The 14,331-nt window shown below is 49.8% G+C and carries 15 protein-coding genes; 6 read left to right on the forward strand and 9 right to left on the reverse strand.

Annotated elements, in window-relative coordinates:
• The first annotated feature begins 118 nt into the window (after window positions 1–118).
• On the forward strand, window positions 119–529 hold the full coding sequence (tnpA, locus tag C1714_RS05275; protein WP_102342206.1) for an IS200/IS605 family transposase: 411 nt from the start codon (window positions 119–121) through the stop codon (window positions 527–529).
• Window positions 530–1,105: 576 nt separating this feature from the next.
• Here the strand turns inward: tnpA and C1714_RS05280 are convergent.
• From C1714_RS05280 to uxuA, 5 genes are all read right to left on the reverse strand, one after another.
• On the reverse strand, window positions 1,106–2,458 hold the full coding sequence (locus tag C1714_RS05280) for an MATE family efflux transporter (RefSeq protein ID WP_102342207.1): 1,353 nt from the start codon (window positions 2,456–2,458) through the stop codon (window positions 1,106–1,108).
• Window positions 2,459–2,612: 154 nt separating this feature from the next.
• Window positions 2,613–3,176: a chromate transporter gene (locus C1714_RS05285; protein WP_102342208.1), complete on the reverse strand. Its 564-nt coding sequence runs from the start codon at window positions 3,174–3,176 to the stop codon at window positions 2,613–2,615.
• On the reverse strand, window positions 3,173–3,745 hold the full coding sequence (locus tag C1714_RS05290) for a chromate transporter (RefSeq protein ID WP_102342209.1): 573 nt from the start codon (window positions 3,743–3,745) through the stop codon (window positions 3,173–3,175). Before C1714_RS05290 ends, C1714_RS05285 begins: the two co-directional genes overlap by 4 nt.
• A 100-nt stretch (window positions 3,746–3,845) precedes the next feature.
• The gene (locus C1714_RS05295) at window positions 3,846–5,456 is read right to left on the reverse strand and encodes a mannitol dehydrogenase family protein (protein WP_102342210.1); all 1,611 of its coding nucleotides are present in this window, start codon (window positions 5,454–5,456) and stop codon (window positions 3,846–3,848) included.
• 1 nt (window position 5,457) lies between these two features.
• Window positions 5,458–6,534, reverse strand: coding sequence for a mannonate dehydratase (gene uxuA, locus C1714_RS05300; protein WP_102342211.1), 1,077 nt, complete (start codon window positions 6,532–6,534; stop codon window positions 5,458–5,460).
• 121 nt (window positions 6,535–6,655) lie between these two features.
• On the opposite strand from uxuA, the gene C1714_RS05305 reads away from it, so the two are divergent.
• Genes C1714_RS05305 through C1714_RS05315 form a run of 3 tightly spaced genes read left to right on the forward strand, consistent with a single transcriptional unit; the run spans window position 6,656 to window position 8,792 of the window.
• The gene (locus C1714_RS05305) at window positions 6,656–7,546 is read left to right on the forward strand and encodes an AraC family transcriptional regulator (protein WP_102342212.1); all 891 of its coding nucleotides are present in this window, start codon (window positions 6,656–6,658) and stop codon (window positions 7,544–7,546) included.
• A gap of 14 nt (window positions 7,547–7,560) precedes the next feature.
• Window positions 7,561–8,112: a flavin reductase gene (locus C1714_RS05310; RefSeq protein WP_102342213.1), complete on the forward strand. Its 552-nt coding sequence runs from the start codon at window positions 7,561–7,563 to the stop codon at window positions 8,110–8,112.
• Between the two features lie 26 nt (window positions 8,113–8,138).
• Window positions 8,139–8,792 (forward strand): YhfC family glutamic-type intramembrane protease, encoded by a 654-nt coding sequence (locus tag C1714_RS05315; protein ID WP_102342214.1) that lies wholly within the window; start codon window positions 8,139–8,141, stop codon window positions 8,790–8,792.
• 98 nt (window positions 8,793–8,890) lie between these two features.
• Here the strand turns inward: C1714_RS05315 and C1714_RS05320 are convergent, their stop codons facing one another.
• The 4 genes from C1714_RS05320 to C1714_RS05335 all read right to left on the reverse strand — a co-directional run bounded on the left by C1714_RS05320 (window position 8,891) and on the right by C1714_RS05335 (window position 11,738).
• The gene (locus C1714_RS05320) at window positions 8,891–9,181 is read right to left on the reverse strand and encodes a hypothetical protein (RefSeq protein WP_102342215.1); all 291 of its coding nucleotides are present in this window, start codon (window positions 9,179–9,181) and stop codon (window positions 8,891–8,893) included.
• Entirely contained in the window at window positions 9,178–10,593 is a 1,416-nt protein-coding gene (locus C1714_RS05325) for an ISL3 family transposase (RefSeq protein WP_167849913.1), read from the reverse strand. Before C1714_RS05325 ends, C1714_RS05320 begins: the two co-directional genes overlap by 4 nt.
• Window positions 10,594–10,627: 34 nt before the next feature.
• Entirely contained in the window at window positions 10,628–11,101 is a 474-nt protein-coding gene (locus C1714_RS05330; protein ID WP_102341883.1) for a DUF6431 domain-containing protein, read from the reverse strand.
• 457 nt (window positions 11,102–11,558) lie between these two features.
• Window positions 11,559–11,738, reverse strand: a complete 180-nt coding sequence (locus tag C1714_RS05335; protein ID WP_102342216.1) for a hypothetical protein — start codon at window positions 11,736–11,738, stop codon at window positions 11,559–11,561.
• Window positions 11,739–11,855: 117 nt separating this feature from the next.
• On the opposite strand from C1714_RS05335, the gene C1714_RS05340 reads away from it, so the two are divergent.
• Window positions 11,856–12,782 (forward strand): Fic family protein, encoded by a 927-nt coding sequence (locus C1714_RS05340; protein WP_102342217.1) that lies wholly within the window; start codon window positions 11,856–11,858, stop codon window positions 12,780–12,782.
• 258 nt (window positions 12,783–13,040) lie between these two features.
• On the forward strand, window positions 13,041–14,318 hold the full coding sequence (locus C1714_RS05345; RefSeq protein ID WP_102342218.1) for an ATP-binding protein: 1,278 nt from the start codon (window positions 13,041–13,043) through the stop codon (window positions 14,316–14,318).
• Window positions 14,319–14,331: the final 13 nt, after the last annotated feature.

The following is a 14,331-nucleotide window of genomic DNA, read 5'->3' on the forward strand; positions in this document are numbered from 1 at the left end:
CTTGAAGTGGGGCGAACGGAATAAGCAGTAGCTTTGACAGGAGCACCAAAAGAAAAACCTTGCTTTATCATGAAAGTGGGTCTAGTCAACCACAATCATAGAAAGGCAAGGTAGTCCAATGGACAATGAAAGTCTAGCACATACCAAATATAACTGTACTTATCACGTAGTATTTATTCCGAAGTATCGGCGCAAGAAAATGTACGGAGAGCTGAGGAGGGATGTTGTCGAAATCTTACGCAGGGTATGTGAAATAGAAGGAATCAAGTCGATCAAAGGGGCAGTATGCAGCGATCATGTTCACATGTATATATCAGTTCCGCCCAAGATCAATATATCGACGGCGATGTCACGAATTAAAGGAAAGAGTTCACTGATGATCTTCGATCGGCATCCGGAAAAGCGTGACAAATACGGACGACATTTCTGGGCAAGAGGATACTATTGCGAAACCGTTGGAAACGTGAACGAAGAGACAATAAAGAAGTATATAACGGAACAGGAAAATTCAGATCGAATTGAGGGATAAGCTTCCTTTAGGAAGCAGTCTATAAAAAAATGGTCGACTAGACCTCGCCTTTAGGCGATGGAAGAAATGAATCCCGGAGGGATATGCGCAAACCACCAGCAGAGCTGGTGGTCATGACTTTGAGTTTGAGAAGAGCAATCAGAATCATAAAAAAGAGAGGAAGACCTAGAAAGAACGACGAGGAAAATGTCAAGACTGAAGCACATAAGGATAAGTATCATGGCCTACGTCGGTTATGAGAGAAGGTTTATTCCTGATGTGTCTGGCTTTGACGATAACTGAGGGTGAAAGACCACTACGAAACTGGCAGTGGTGATCATTAATCGAAGGCAACATTCTTATCGCAAGGATAGGGAATTTCAAAGGAAAAGAGAAAAGGTCTTCGCCTATTCATGCCGATTGACTGCTTGATTTTTTGCAATATTTCCGCATCTGTTTAAGTGGTCGGTTTCATGTGGGAACTATGTGTTTTCAGTTGCACTTAGCATTCACCTGGATACTGAGCAGAACCGAAATGGTGAGGCATAGAGTTTAATCCGGCAAGGACAGTAAGCGTCTTCCTGATCTTGAGAGCGATCAGTTCGCCATCTGTACTGTTTTCTTAGCTGTTCCAAATACCTTGAACAGATAGATTGTGCAGATTATGGTCTGGATGATGGAGGCACTTGGTGTTGCCAGTGCAATGCGGAACAGAGACACCGGCTGAATGCGGGCAAAGAGGTAGGCAAGCGGCAGACGTACACAGATGCCGCCGATGATGTTTTCGATCATGACGATCTTTGTATGTCCGCAGCCGTTGAAGAAGCCAGCCATATTGAAGAAGAACGGCGTAATCAGGCAGTCAATGGCATAGGCCTTCAGATAATCGGCACCGGCGGTGACAACCTTCGGATCGGCGGAGAAGAGGCGGCACAGCACCTCGCCATGGAAGAAGGAGAACCATGCCATTACGGCTCCGATCCCGAGAGATACGAAGATGCCGTAGCGCATCGCTTTGCGGGCACGGTACATTCGTCCGGCACCATAATTCTGGGCAACGAAGGCCGCCATCGCCTGTGAGAATGCGGACGGCACCAGCATAATGAATCCACATACCTTCTCCGCGACGCCGACACCGGCACTGGCGGTTACACCAAGCGTATTGACGATGGCAATGATGACAAGGAATGAGATGCCGACCAGAAAGTCGGAGAGCGCAATCGGGATGCCGAGAGAAACGATTTCCTTAATCCGCTGCCAGTCGAGGCGGACCATTTTCATATGAAACGTGAACGGCATCTCGGTTTTGCGGATGATCAGGAAAGAGATCAGTACCGAAATGGCCTGGGAAGCGATGGTTGCCCAGGCGGCTCCGGCAGCTCCCATATGGAACACATTGACGAGCAGAAGGTCGCCGAAAATGTTAATGACGGCCGCAATCGCTACGGTCATCAGCGGTACGTGGGAATTACCGATGCCCCGGAATAGGGACCCGATCAGGTTATAGAGAATAATAAAGATCAGACCGAAGCCACAGATGCGGATATAGTCACAGGTCGCTGAGAACGCTTCCTGCGGCGCCTGCATGATGCGGGCAAGATGCTCAACATTGAGCATGATCAAAGCAGCCAGAACGACCGCCAGAAACAGGAAGAAGGCAATGGATACGCCCATGGTTCTGCCGGCGTTTTCTTTTTCGCCCTTGCCGATCTGCTGGCCGATGAGTACCGTCGTACCCATTGCCAGGCCCGCAATCGTGTTGGTGATGACACTCATCAGCTGTGAACCCGTCGAGACAGCTGAAACATCGGCACTGGTCGCAAACTGACCGACAACCAGAAGGTCAACCGCACCATACAGTGACTGCAGGAACAGGGCAGCGAGAACCGGCAGCGTAAACTTAAGCAGCGGACTGAGAATCTTTCCTTGCGTGAAATTGCCGTTTGCCATGTGACTTTCCTCCCAAAATAACAGAAAGCCGGATAAGGACAGGCATCTCAGCCTGCGGCTTATCCGGCTGCTGTTTCAGATGAACAGCGCGCCTCCGCGCATTGCAAAGGCTATTATAGCGGGAAGATAAATGATGTCAACGCCCGTATTCGGCTTATGCAAGCATACCGGCATAGCCGGCGACGATGCCGATGAGGGCACCGATCAGAATGACCGGAATCGGACTCATCTTTTTCCTGCGGATCAGATAGACACTTAATACGAAGATGGCATCCGACAGGAGGAACCTGATCCAGTGCATGTCTGCATCAGGGAAGAAGACACTCTTTCCTACCGAGACCAGCGCCGTACCGATTAAACCGACCACCGTCGGACGCAGTCCTGACATCACGCCCTGAACCGCCCTGCTTCTGCGGAAGGCTTCATAGGATTTGGCAACGATCAGAATAATAAGAAACGAAGGAGTAATGACGCCGAGCGTAGCGGCGACGGCACCAGCCAGTCCTCCGGTCACCGTACCGATATAGGTCGAAACATTGACCGCAAAGGAGCCGGGCGTCGACTCACTGACGGCGATGAAGTTGATTAATTCGTTCATTGTCATCCAGCCGTGGGCCATCACTGCCTGCTCCACCATCGGTAACATCGCGTAACCGCCGCCGAACGTAAAGGCACCGATCTTGAAGAAAGTCAGAAAGAGATCCAGATCCAGATTCATTTTCCTGCCTCCTTCGCGTCTTTACGGATCAGACGGCTGCAGGCGACACCGACGATGGCGGCACAAACGATCACAAGCAGAACGCTGCAGTCAAAGACCGCAACGGCGACGAATGCCGCTGCCATCAGAATGTATTCCATCTTTCCCTTGGGGCAGGCATGGTACATCGAAAGCAGCGCCTGCAGAATCAATGCAAGAACCGCCGCCCGGATGCCGAAGAAGGCATAGCGCACACCGGAAAAGGTCTCAAACTGACGCAGAATGAATGAGATCGCATAGATGATGATAAACGACGGCAGCACCACACCGGTTGTCGCGGCCAGACTTCCCTGGAGGCCGGCGATCTTATAGCCGATGAATGTTGCGCTGTTGATCGCAATGGGGCCCGGTGTCGATTCCGCGATCGCAACGACATCGAGAATATCTTCCTCAGAGATCCAGTGATGTTTGCGGACCGTTTCCTCCTTGATCAGCTCGATCATCGCATAGCCTCCCCCGAAAGTGAAGGCACCGATCTTGAAGAAGGTCCTAAACAGTGCTGCGGTTTCAGATTTTTTCTTTGTACACATACGTGCGCATTGTAACACCTGCACCGTAAAGATATAAAAAAGCGGCTGATCCGCCTGTCTGGCCAATCAGCCGCTTAATGCTTCGGATCCTGCCTGGTTCCTACTTATTGAAGGCATGCAGAGTGCTGCGCACAGCGCCCGGGCCTTCGTTGAGCTTTGCAAAGTCGTCCACAACCCTGTCCGCCAGTCCCGCTTCTTCAAGATCCACTCCGAAGATCGAGGTGTCCTTGAGCACCGGCAGAATGGCCTTGCGGATCCTGTCCCTGTCCGTCTCTTTGAAGCTGATGGATGCCAGTTCCTTTTGGACCTTGTCCTTCAGTGGATCATCGGACAGCGTCATCGAATTGCCATTGTCATCAATCGCTAAGAGATACCTCAGCCATCCTGCATAGACCAGCGGAATGGCATTGAGCTCATCGACTTTTCCAAGTTTCACATAGGCCTTGACCGTTTCTCCAAAGCGCACCGACAGCTTCTGCGACGTATCGGTTACGATGCGCTGCGGTGTATCCGGCATGAACGGATTGGGAAGACGTTTGTATACGACGGCGTCAATGAATTCCTTCGGATTGAGAATCTTAGGGTCGGTTGCGACCGGTAATCCCTCAACATAGCCGACGGTCTTGATCAGATGAACCAGATCCGCATCCTTCATTTCATCGCAGATCCGTGTATAGCCAAGCAGACAGCCGTAGATGGCAAGGCTTGTATGCAGAGGGTTGAGACACGTGCCAACCTTCATGCGTTCAGCCTTTTCGACCGTGGCACGATCCGTAAAGATCAGACCCGCCTCTTCGAGAGCCGGTCTTCCGGAAGGAAACTGATCCTCGATCACCAGATACTCACACTCCTCCGCATTGACGAACGGCGCACAGTACGTACCCTTCGAGGTGACGACGGTGTTCAGTTCCAGGCCGTCCTCTTCGAGCATCTTCTGAATGTCCGGATGCGGGCGGGGCGTGATCTTGTCGATCATCGACCACGGGAAGGAGACGGTAGAAGGTGATTCGATATAGTCAATGAAGCCATTGTCCACGAAGCCGTTGTCTACCCAGGCGTGGGCGAAGGCATCCATGGCGGCGTACAGCTTCTCGCCATTGCGGCTGCAATTATCCATCGATACCATGGCGACCGGTTTCTTACCGTTTTGATAGCGCCATACCAGCAGAGATGCGACCTTGCCAAGATAGCCCGAAGCCTTTTCAGGGCCGGCGTTAAAGTCTGCTGTGATGGCGGGGAGCTCGCTGCCGCTGCGGTCTTTGAGTGCATAGCCTTTTTCTGTAATCGTAAACGAGCAGACCTGCAGAGAGTCGCTGGCGAAGATTTCCTTGAGGCGGCTGAACTCCTTCTCCTTGTCACGGTCCAGGATGCAGGATTCACCGATCGAGGCGATGACCTTCTTCTCCACGGAGCCGTCGGCCTTCAGTGTGACGAGGACAGACAGATTATCGTGCGGGCGGTATTGTTTCTGGATGATTTCGTAGTCAAAGCCATCGACGGCAACGATTCCGGATTCCATTTCACCGGCATCGAGCATCTTCTGAGCTGCATTGGCCATAAAGGCACGGAAGATGTTGCCGGCGCCGAAGTGGACCCACACCGGATGGTCGTGGGTCGCCTTGATCATGGGCTCGATGGCAAACTTTGGGAGAATATATCCCTTATCTTCCCATTCTTTGGTGTTTTGAATTCCTTCGCGTGTCAGTTTCATTTTAGATCCCTCTTTCTTCTGCTTTGGAGATCGCTTCCCAGAGGCCGTTGATATAGGCGGCGCCGAGAGCTCTGTCATAGAGTCCGTAGCCGGGCATTGCCTTTTCGCCCCAGATCATGCGTCCGTGGTCGGGACGGATCGGTCCATTGAAGCCGGTGTCATACAGCGCCTTGACAATTTCATACATATCGAAGCTGCCGTCGCTGGAAAGATGTGCTGCTTCTTCAAAGTCATCGGGGCTGTTGAACTTGAGGTTGCGTACATGGGCGAAGTGGATACGGCCCTTGAGGGAGCGGATCATATCCGGAAGATCATTATCGAGGCTCGTTCCATAGGAACCGGAGCAGAACGTAACGCCGTTATGGACATCATCCACTGCATGCATGACCTTGAGGATGTTTGCCTTGTTGTTGATGATGCGGGCAAGACCGAAGACGGGCCATGCCGGATCATCCGGATGGATTGCCATTTTAATATCGTACTTGTTGCATACAGGCATGATTGCCTTCAGGAAGTAGACAAGATTATTGAACAGAGCCTCAGAGTCCACATCCTTGTAGAGAGCGAACAGTTCCTTCACATGGGCAAGACGCTCCGGCTCCCAGCCCGGCATCACGGTGCCGTTCATATCACCTGCGATGGAATCAAACATCTTCTCTGGATTGATGGCATCCACGGCTGCCTGCATATAAGCAAGTACCGTGGAGCCGTCCGGACGCTTGCGGGCAAGCTCGGTACGCGTCCAGTCGAAGACCGGCATAAAGTTGTAGCACACCAGATGAATATCCTCTTTGCCGAGGTTCTCGAGGGTCTGGATGTAGTTTTCAATATCGGCGTCTCGGCCCGGTGCAGCGGCCTTGATGGCGTCGGAGACGTTGACGCTCTCGATGCCGCTGATGTGCAGGCCCGAAGCCTCCACTTCCTGCTTGAGGGCGTGGATCTCTTCCTGGGTCCACAGCTGTCCCGGCTGCTTGTCGTAGAGCGTCGTGATGACGCCTTTGACGCCCGGGATCTGGCGGATCTGTTCCAGCGTAACGGTGTCGAAGCGGCTGCCGTACCAGCGAAGTGTCATTTCCATATGGTAAATCTCCTTTCACATTTGGTTTGTGCCCTTATTGTGTTCGATCCGGTGCTTTCTTCCCATTGACGAAGTTGCTGGCAATATTGCAAAAGTTGCGGTTCCGTGAAAAAATGACGCTATGAAACAGCGCTATCGCTCCGCCTTTCAGACGCGGCAGTACATGTTATCGAAGGACTTCGAGCTCTATTACTACAGCGACACGGACTTTCATACGGTCGATGTGCATTCCCATGATTACTATGAATTTTATTTTCCGATGGAAGGTGATATTGAGATGGAGATTCGGGGCAGACGCTATCCCATGTCGCCATCCAATGTCATCCTTATTCCGCCCGGTGTCGCGCATCGCGCCATCGTTCACTCTGCCGCATCGTACAGGCGCTTCGTCTTCTGGATCTCGAAGCCCTACGTTGAAAAGCTGATGGCAGAAGCCGTCGAATATGGATATATCCTGCAGCGCGCTGTACGTGGCGAGCAGTATATCTACAGCTTCTCCGGGGATGCGATGATTGAGATGCACCAGTTGCTGTTACGGATCCTGGAGGAGATTCATTCCTCCTCCTATGCACGCGATTCCTATATTGCCGTACTGATCCAACAGCTCTTGCTTGATATCAACCGCGGCGCCTATGCAGAGACGCATGTCGATGAAAACGAAAGGGAAGCGGACCTGCTGGAACGCCTGCTTGCCTATATTGATTCCCATCTCGATGAGGATCTGACCCTGGATCAGATCGCGGATGATCTCTATGTTTCGAAATACTACGCTTCCCATGTCGTCAAGCAGCAGCTTGGTCTCTCACTTCATCAGTACATTCTGCAGAAGCGTCTGCGCCAGTGTGCCCTGGAACTTGCCCAGGGAAGGCCGGTAACGAAGGTCTATCTTGCCCATGGATTTCATGACTATTCCAGCTTCTTCCGCGCCTTCAAGAAGATGTATTCCCTGCCACCCAAAGATTATCAGGACGTGTACCAAAAAGACCCGGCACGGCTCGATGCCGTGGATTAATAAGGAGGAATGTTATGGAAAAGGATTTCAGAGAAGAAGAGTTCAAAGCCTTCAATCTATTTGACAGACAGTGGGCCATCGTAACCGCCGGAAACATCAAACACTTCAACAGCTGCACCGTCAGCTGGGGAAGCCTGGGAGATATCTGGGGCAAAGATGGCCGCAGTATCCCGATCGTAACGGTCTATGTCCATCCCGCCCGCTATACCAGTGAATTTCTGAAGGACAACGACACCTTTACCGTCAGCTTCTATCCCCAAAGCTGCCAGAAGGCACTGGCCTATATCGGATCCCATTCCGGAAGAGACGAAGACAAGGTAAAGGCATCCGGACTCACACCGATTGCTGTTGAAAATACAGTTGCCTACAAGGAGGCGGAACTGACCTTTGTCTGTAAGAAGCTGTATCAGCACCAGTTTTCAAGAGACGATCTGGCACCGGAGGTTCAGCAGTATTACGCATCCAGCCCGGCCATCTACCCGGATTTCAACGGCGGCTGGCAGCCCCATATCATGTTCATTGGCGGCATCACGTCCGTCATTGATCACCGTTCCCCGTCCAAATAATCCATAATTCTCAGGAGGGCAGAAAGATGTCATCAACCAGCGCAATCATCGTTACATTCATCTTCAGCATCGTCTTTCCCATCGGCCTCATGATCTGGTGGAAGAAGAAAACAGGGGAAGGAATCTGGTCCTTCGCCGCCGGTGCCATCTGCTTTACTGTCTTTGCCATGATTCTGGAACGTCTGCTTCATCAGGCTGTCCTTGGCGGCACCAGTTCCCTGGCCCGGAAGATCACCGCATCACCTGTATTAACCATGGTCTATGCCGCATTGATGGCAGGCATCTTTGAAGAAACCGGAAGACTGTTCGGCTTCAAGGTACTTCTCAAAGATAAGAAGGAACCCTCCACCGCCATCGCCTATGGCATCGGACACGGCGGGATTGAGGTGATCCTGTTACTGGGCATGACGTATCTTTCTCTCTTATTGGCCGTGCTTGGTGTCGATTTCGGCAATACGGCAGTGAACACTGCTCTCTTGGACTCTGCCAGGAGTATTACGTTTGCCACAGCAGCGGTTGCAATGCTGGAGCGTATTTCGGCCATGATGATTCATATTGGTCTTTCCATGGTTGTATTTGTTGCGGCAAGAGAAAGGAAGAAGCTGTGGCTCTATCCCGTCGCCATCTTATTACGGCGATCTAAATTTTTCTGGGGAGGCCTCGAAATCGAAGTGAAATAACCTGGGGTCTCGGGGCACCCCAAAAAGGTTTATCCGCCATGAAGCCGTCTGGTAAAACAGGCGGTTTTTCTTATGGAAACGAAAAGGAGACGGGCCCGTTAAGGCTGCGTCTCCAGCAGTTCTTCGTATTCGTCCAGAAACATCTCGCAACAGATGGCGATGTGGGCAAGCATCTCGTCTGTACTCAAGGCATACAGGATCCTGTTGTTCGTATGGTCGTGCTGCTTCAGCTCACTTTCAATGCCGCGCATTAATCGCTGTGCTGAGCGGCACATTCGGTTCAGGGAACGGATGCGGGGCTGCAGATATAGTTCTGCTTCTTTGCCATACAAACGGGCTTCTTCTGCCGTGATCCACACCTGGTCGTATGTTAATCCGTTTGTTGTCATTGCTTAACCTTCTTTGGCGGAATGACAGGGTTCAACAATGGCCGGGAGCTCTTCCTGAGCACATAGAGGCAGCGGTTGCGGAATCTGTCCCAGTTGGTATATCCGTTGGCTGCTTTTTTGATCGTCTTGATGATTGAGTTCCGGTTCTCCATCAATCCGTTATTCAGTTTTATGTCGGACACTACCACCTGGCCTGTGTCCTTATCGACTGTATGACGCTGCTTTACGACAATGAATGAGTTGATGATCTCCTCTCTCCAGCTGATCAGGGTGCGGGAGAACTCTTTCATTTCCGGAATACCACTGGCTGCGAAGGACTGAATCAGTTTGTTCAGCTCCTGGGGAGCAGTATCGTAAGTGCAGTTGTCATAGAAGTCCACAACGTCATCCTTGAGGTCCCATGCCTTTTTCAAATCGGGATGAACGGCTTCGATCATGGCTTTAATTTCGTAATAATTGAGGAACCGGTTCAGCTTGCGGTTCATTTTCCTTGGATGGCCGGGATCGAACAGCTTTTTACCATCTTTGTCTCTGGCGTCCAGCCGCTTGAATATCATCCAGTTGAATGTCTTCAGCAGATAATACTCGTTGGTTTGTGTTTTTGTGCCTTCAATATATTTTGGAGTCTGCTTCATTACTCTGATCCGGACGCTGTCAGCCTTTCTGGAGAGCTCCTGGCTGACATGATAATGGTCAACGGAATGATAGGCCTTAGGGAACAGCTGACGTATGATGGCGCGGTATTCACTATACATGTCCGTGGCAATCATTTTGACGCGCTTTCGCTCTTCCACTGGGATTTTGAGAAAGTAGCTGAGCAGATAATCTTTTCTTCTGCTTGGCAGGATATCCACCGGCTCCTGTGACTCAAAGTCGAGAATAACGAACACATATTTTGAGTTCTCTCCCGGATGATAAAATGCGTAGTTCTCATCCCAGCACATCAATGTGGGCAGAGGTCTTCGCGCCTCCTTTACGTGGGCATCGAAGACGGAGGCAGCGGTTGTGGGAGAGATGTGATACCGCTTAGCGACGGAAGCGAAGGTCTCGGTCTGAATCTTCAAATCGTTCAGAATGTTTTCAACCGTGAGGGCGGAGATGTGCTGCTTCCTGAAACAGAATGGATTGTTCTCATAGTACGTTCGATGACAGACAGGACAGATGTACCTGCGGGCATGATAGAAGATGGTGCACTCACGATCAGTAAAGACGCCGTGGCTTATCTTCTTGTCAATGTAGTCCTTAACCCTTGGCAGGGTACAGCCGCAATCGGGACAAGGCGGATGATCCGGCCGCAGTAAAACATGGACAGACGCACTGCCATTGTCATTATGGAAGATGACATTCTCCACACTGCCTGTATCGAGGTTAAAGAATTCAAGAATGGCCTGTTTATCAGATTGTTCGGACATAGATCTTCTCCTTTGAGCCCAGCATAGGGGAAGATCAGGAAAGGCCCAAGTCAAAGTCATTTGGCCTATTCAGGCAGAGATTGATTCCGGCCACCCAGCCACTGGAAGAATCATATTCTGGAGCCCGGCGGACATCACGCCGGAATAGAACACGAAGCTGTTGAAGCAGCGAATCAGGCGGATCAACCAGCTTCAGGAAAATCCGGAGCTGCACAATGAGCTTATCGAGCCATTTGTTCCAACGGTAAACGGAAGAATCGGAAGGAAGCGAATAACGATCAAGATCCAGATCATTGTCCAGAGCCGATTCGATGGTCTGCACCGAGTAGTGCTTGTAAGGGACAAGGAAATCAGGGAGGACACGGTGATGTCGTCCGTTGGAAGAGACGACGACAGGGATCCAGATCCAGTAAGAACCTTCTGGCGTTTTAACGCATCTTCTGGCTGTTCCACAGTGATTCATTGACAGGCCTGTTTCAGGATCCAAAACAGGATCGCTGCATTCCATCAAAAATCGCCCGGATGATTAGGATGTTTAACAATTTTGTATTGTGAATGTGTTACACTAACCATGGTTTTGGTTGTGGGTTCAGAGGTTGCTGGGAAGCTTGACTCTGAACCTTTTCCTTTCTGTTGATGTCTTACCGCATAATAATCGGCAAATACGAAAAAGAGAAGGCCTGAGTGCCTCCCCATGTAAGTTTGGAGCTGTTTTTCTTCTCCCGGATAGTCAACCCCAGGATTTCTTAGAGGCACCCCGAGACCCCATCTATTTTTAGATAGTCCTTATTACATGCCCTGGCAGACTCGGCAGCTGCGCTGTATCAATATGGTTTACTTACTTCGCTAGTTACCGTTGAAGGTTTTACCTTTGTGATGGCACTGATCTGTATGGCAATTGGTATGCTGGTGCTCAGTAAGATGGAACAGCCGCAGCCGCCTGCACAGGAATAAACCTAAAAGAACTATTTACTGCTGGAGCGAAGACCTTTTTCAAGATCGTCGAACACTTCATTCATCGGTCTGCCTTCACCAGCAATTGCCTGCTCATAGCTGTGGGAAAGCTTCGCGTCTAACTGATCCAAAGACATATTGTCAATCTTTACACTGGTTTCTACACGAGTGCTAACGGTGGGATCTTTCATTGGAAATTTCTCCTTCAGCCTGATTGTAATTCATCGTTTCGCACAGACAATACATTGCCTGCCAATCTTTACTTTCCGATGAAATAATATAGGAAAAAGTAAAGATGAGAACTGCCCATGATCGACTACACCAAACTGGAGAACAGATTAAGAAAGCAGGGAATTACCAGGTCGCAGCTTGGCAAGCGCCTTGGTATTTCATCGCGGACAATTGCCAAGATCGCAAAGGGGCAGAAGCTTTCCAAGAATGTTCTTGAAAGAATCGGTGCCTTTCTGCAATGCTTTCCACAGGATCTCTATGAAGAGAAGTCAGACAATCGTTTGCTTCAGACTCTCAGAGAAGAGAAAGCTGCGGGAATCTCTGGCGGCATCTATCATGAGCTGCAGGTAAAGATGACCTACAATTCCTGCCACATGGAAGGAATCCGGCTGAGTGAAGAACAGACGCGGATGATCTTTGAAACCAACATGATCGATGCAGGGGACGGGATCCGGGTGGATGATATTCTTGAAACCGTTCATCATTTCCGGGCGATTGATTACTGCATCGATCACGCAGAGGAGCCGCTGTCGGAAGACATCATCAAACAGTTACATTACATTCTGAAGCACGATATCAAGGACTCGACGCTTCCCTGGTTTGCCGTTGGTGATTATAAGAAGCGGGCGAATGTCGTCGGCGGAACAGAAACAACCGCCCCAGAAAAAGTTACCGGCGCAGTCCAAGAACTTCTGGCTTCATATCTTAGGAAGGATACAGTGACCATTGAAGATATCATCGCTTTCCATGCGGAGTTCGAGATGATTCATCCATTTCAGGATGGAAACGGAAGAGTGGGAAGACTGATTGCGTTCAAGGAATGCCTGAAGAACAATATCGTTCCCTTTATTATTAAAGACAGCAAGAAGAGCTTCTATTATCGCGGTCTGTCCAAGTGGAACAGTGAAAAAGGATATCTGATCGGTACCTGTCTTGATGGTCAGGATACAATTAGCGCCCTGCTTGATATGTTCAGAGTTCCAACCGAAAGCTCACAGAAGTAAGCACAAGCGGAGACAAAAATATCATCAGCCTCTTTGAATCAGAATCATAATTCAGATTGATATTCCGCGGATTCCGGTCTTCTGTTTGATGGATATCCAAAGCAATCGTTGCTTATTATCAAGAATTTATAGTTTTCATTACTAAAAATTTAGGGTTTTCATTACCAAAAATTTGTCATTTTAATTACTATAAATTTATTGCTGTGAGAACCAAATATTTTTCTGTGTTATTATTTGCTTAGAAATAGAGGAAATCCAATGAATAATGACAGATACCGCCGGCGTCTGATTGACGATAAAATCGATACTTATCTTAAGGCGTTTGGCGCCGTATGCATCGAAGGACCAAAGTGGTGTGGAAAGACATGGACTTCCGAACATCACGCCTCAAGTGAGATCAAACTCCAGGAACCATCCGATAATTACCAGAACCGCAGACTCGCCGAACTCTCGCCTTTGATGGTCTTACAAGGTGAGAGCCCCAGACTGATCGACGAGTGGCAGGAAGTTCCTCCGATCTGGGATGCTGTTCGCTCCGAAGTGGACAAGACTGGTGTGAAGGGACAGTTTATTCTGACAGGTTCAGCAACTCCAAACCGAAAAAATATCAGGCACAGCGGAGCTGGCAGAATTGCAAGGATTCATATGATGCCGATGTCTCTCTATGAGGCTGGTTATTCCGATGGAAAAATTTCTCTGAAAGACATCTGCTATGGAAAAACGGATAATGTTATGACTGGCGAAGTGGACCTTAAAGATCTGATTGATTTTATTCTGCGAGGCGGCTGGCCGGACAATATTGGCATTCCTCTCAATATTGCCTCACTGGTTCCATGGCAATATGTTGAAGCAATCATCGCAGACGATGCCTCCCGCATAGATGGCGTTCAACGCGACACATTAAAAATGCGCCGCCTGCTCAAATCTCTTGCAAGAAACGAGAGCACGACAGCGACAAATCAGACCCTGATTCGTGACATCAAAGATCAGGATGGTGCCGAAATAACGGCCAAGACTGTTAACGATTATCTGAATGTATTCGATCGGCTTTTTCTTCTGAATGATCAGCCTGCATACGCTTCATCAATGCGCTCCTCTGTTCGCGTCAAACAGCAGGCAAAGCGCCATTTCTGCGACCCATCCATTGCAGCATCATTAATGAACTGCACCCCTGACAACCTGATGAATGATCTGAACACTCTGGGGTTTCTTTTCGAAGGCCTTGTCGAACGCGACCTTGGAATTTACGCCGATACTTTCGACGGCAAACTGTACCATTACCAGGATTACAAGGGACGTGAGATCGATGCAGTGATCGAGCTGCCGGATGGAAACTGGTGCGGATTTGAAATCAAGCTTGGCGCAGGTGAAATTGACGCCGGCGCTTCAAATCTTTTAAGAATCAGTAATGAATTTGCAGAAGATCCAAAAGCCAAAAAGCCGCAGGCACTCTGTGTCGTCTGTGGCATGTCAAATGCGGCCTATCGCCGGCCGGACGGAGTGTATGTGGTTCCAATCACTTCACTGAAGGATTGACGCATATCACTGT

Origin of the sequence: Galactobacillus timonensis (genome assembly GCF_900240265.1) — a bacterium.
GTDB classification, from domain to species: domain Bacteria; phylum Bacillota_I; class Bacilli_A; order Erysipelotrichales; family Erysipelotrichaceae; genus Bulleidia; species Bulleidia timonensis.

What these genes read in the sequence shown, in the direction of transcription:
- C1714_RS05330 (WP_102341883.1), bottom strand. Translation starts at nt 11,101, where the DNA reads ATGGAATGCAGCGATCCTGTTTTGGATCCTGAAACAGGCCTGTCAATG.
- C1714_RS05290 (WP_102342209.1), bottom strand. Translation starts at nt 3,745, where the DNA reads ATGTGTACAAAGAAAAAATCTGAAACCGCAGCACTGTTTAGGACCTTC.
- C1714_RS05295 (WP_102342210.1), bottom strand. Translation starts at nt 5,456, where the DNA reads ATGAAACTGACACGCGAAGGAATTCAAAACACCAAAGAATGGGAAGAT.
- uxuA (WP_102342211.1), bottom strand. Translation starts at nt 6,534, where the DNA reads ATGGAAATGACACTTCGCTGGTACGGCAGCCGCTTCGACACCGTTACG.
- C1714_RS05315 (WP_102342214.1), top strand. Translation starts at nt 8,139, where the DNA reads ATGTCATCAACCAGCGCAATCATCGTTACATTCATCTTCAGCATCGTC.
- C1714_RS05280 (WP_102342207.1), bottom strand. Translation starts at nt 2,458, where the DNA reads ATGGCAAACGGCAATTTCACGCAAGGAAAGATTCTCAGTCCGCTGCTT.
- C1714_RS05345 (WP_102342218.1), top strand. Translation starts at nt 13,041, where the DNA reads ATGAATAATGACAGATACCGCCGGCGTCTGATTGACGATAAAATCGAT.
- C1714_RS05340 (WP_102342217.1), top strand. Translation starts at nt 11,856, where the DNA reads ATGATCGACTACACCAAACTGGAGAACAGATTAAGAAAGCAGGGAATT.
- C1714_RS05305 (WP_102342212.1), top strand. Translation starts at nt 6,656, where the DNA reads ATGAAACAGCGCTATCGCTCCGCCTTTCAGACGCGGCAGTACATGTTA.
- C1714_RS05310 (WP_102342213.1), top strand. Translation starts at nt 7,561, where the DNA reads ATGGAAAAGGATTTCAGAGAAGAAGAGTTCAAAGCCTTCAATCTATTT.
- C1714_RS05285 (WP_102342208.1), bottom strand. Translation starts at nt 3,176, where the DNA reads ATGAATCTGGATCTGGATCTCTTTCTGACTTTCTTCAAGATCGGTGCC.
- tnpA (WP_102342206.1), top strand. Translation starts at nt 119, where the DNA reads ATGGACAATGAAAGTCTAGCACATACCAAATATAACTGTACTTATCAC.
- C1714_RS05335 (WP_102342216.1), bottom strand. Translation starts at nt 11,738, where the DNA reads ATGAAAGATCCCACCGTTAGCACTCGTGTAGAAACCAGTGTAAAGATT.
- C1714_RS05325 (WP_167849913.1), bottom strand. Translation starts at nt 10,593, where the DNA reads ATGTCCGAACAATCTGATAAACAGGCCATTCTTGAATTCTTTAACCTC.
- C1714_RS05320 (WP_102342215.1), bottom strand. Translation starts at nt 9,181, where the DNA reads ATGACAACAAACGGATTAACATACGACCAGGTGTGGATCACGGCAGAA.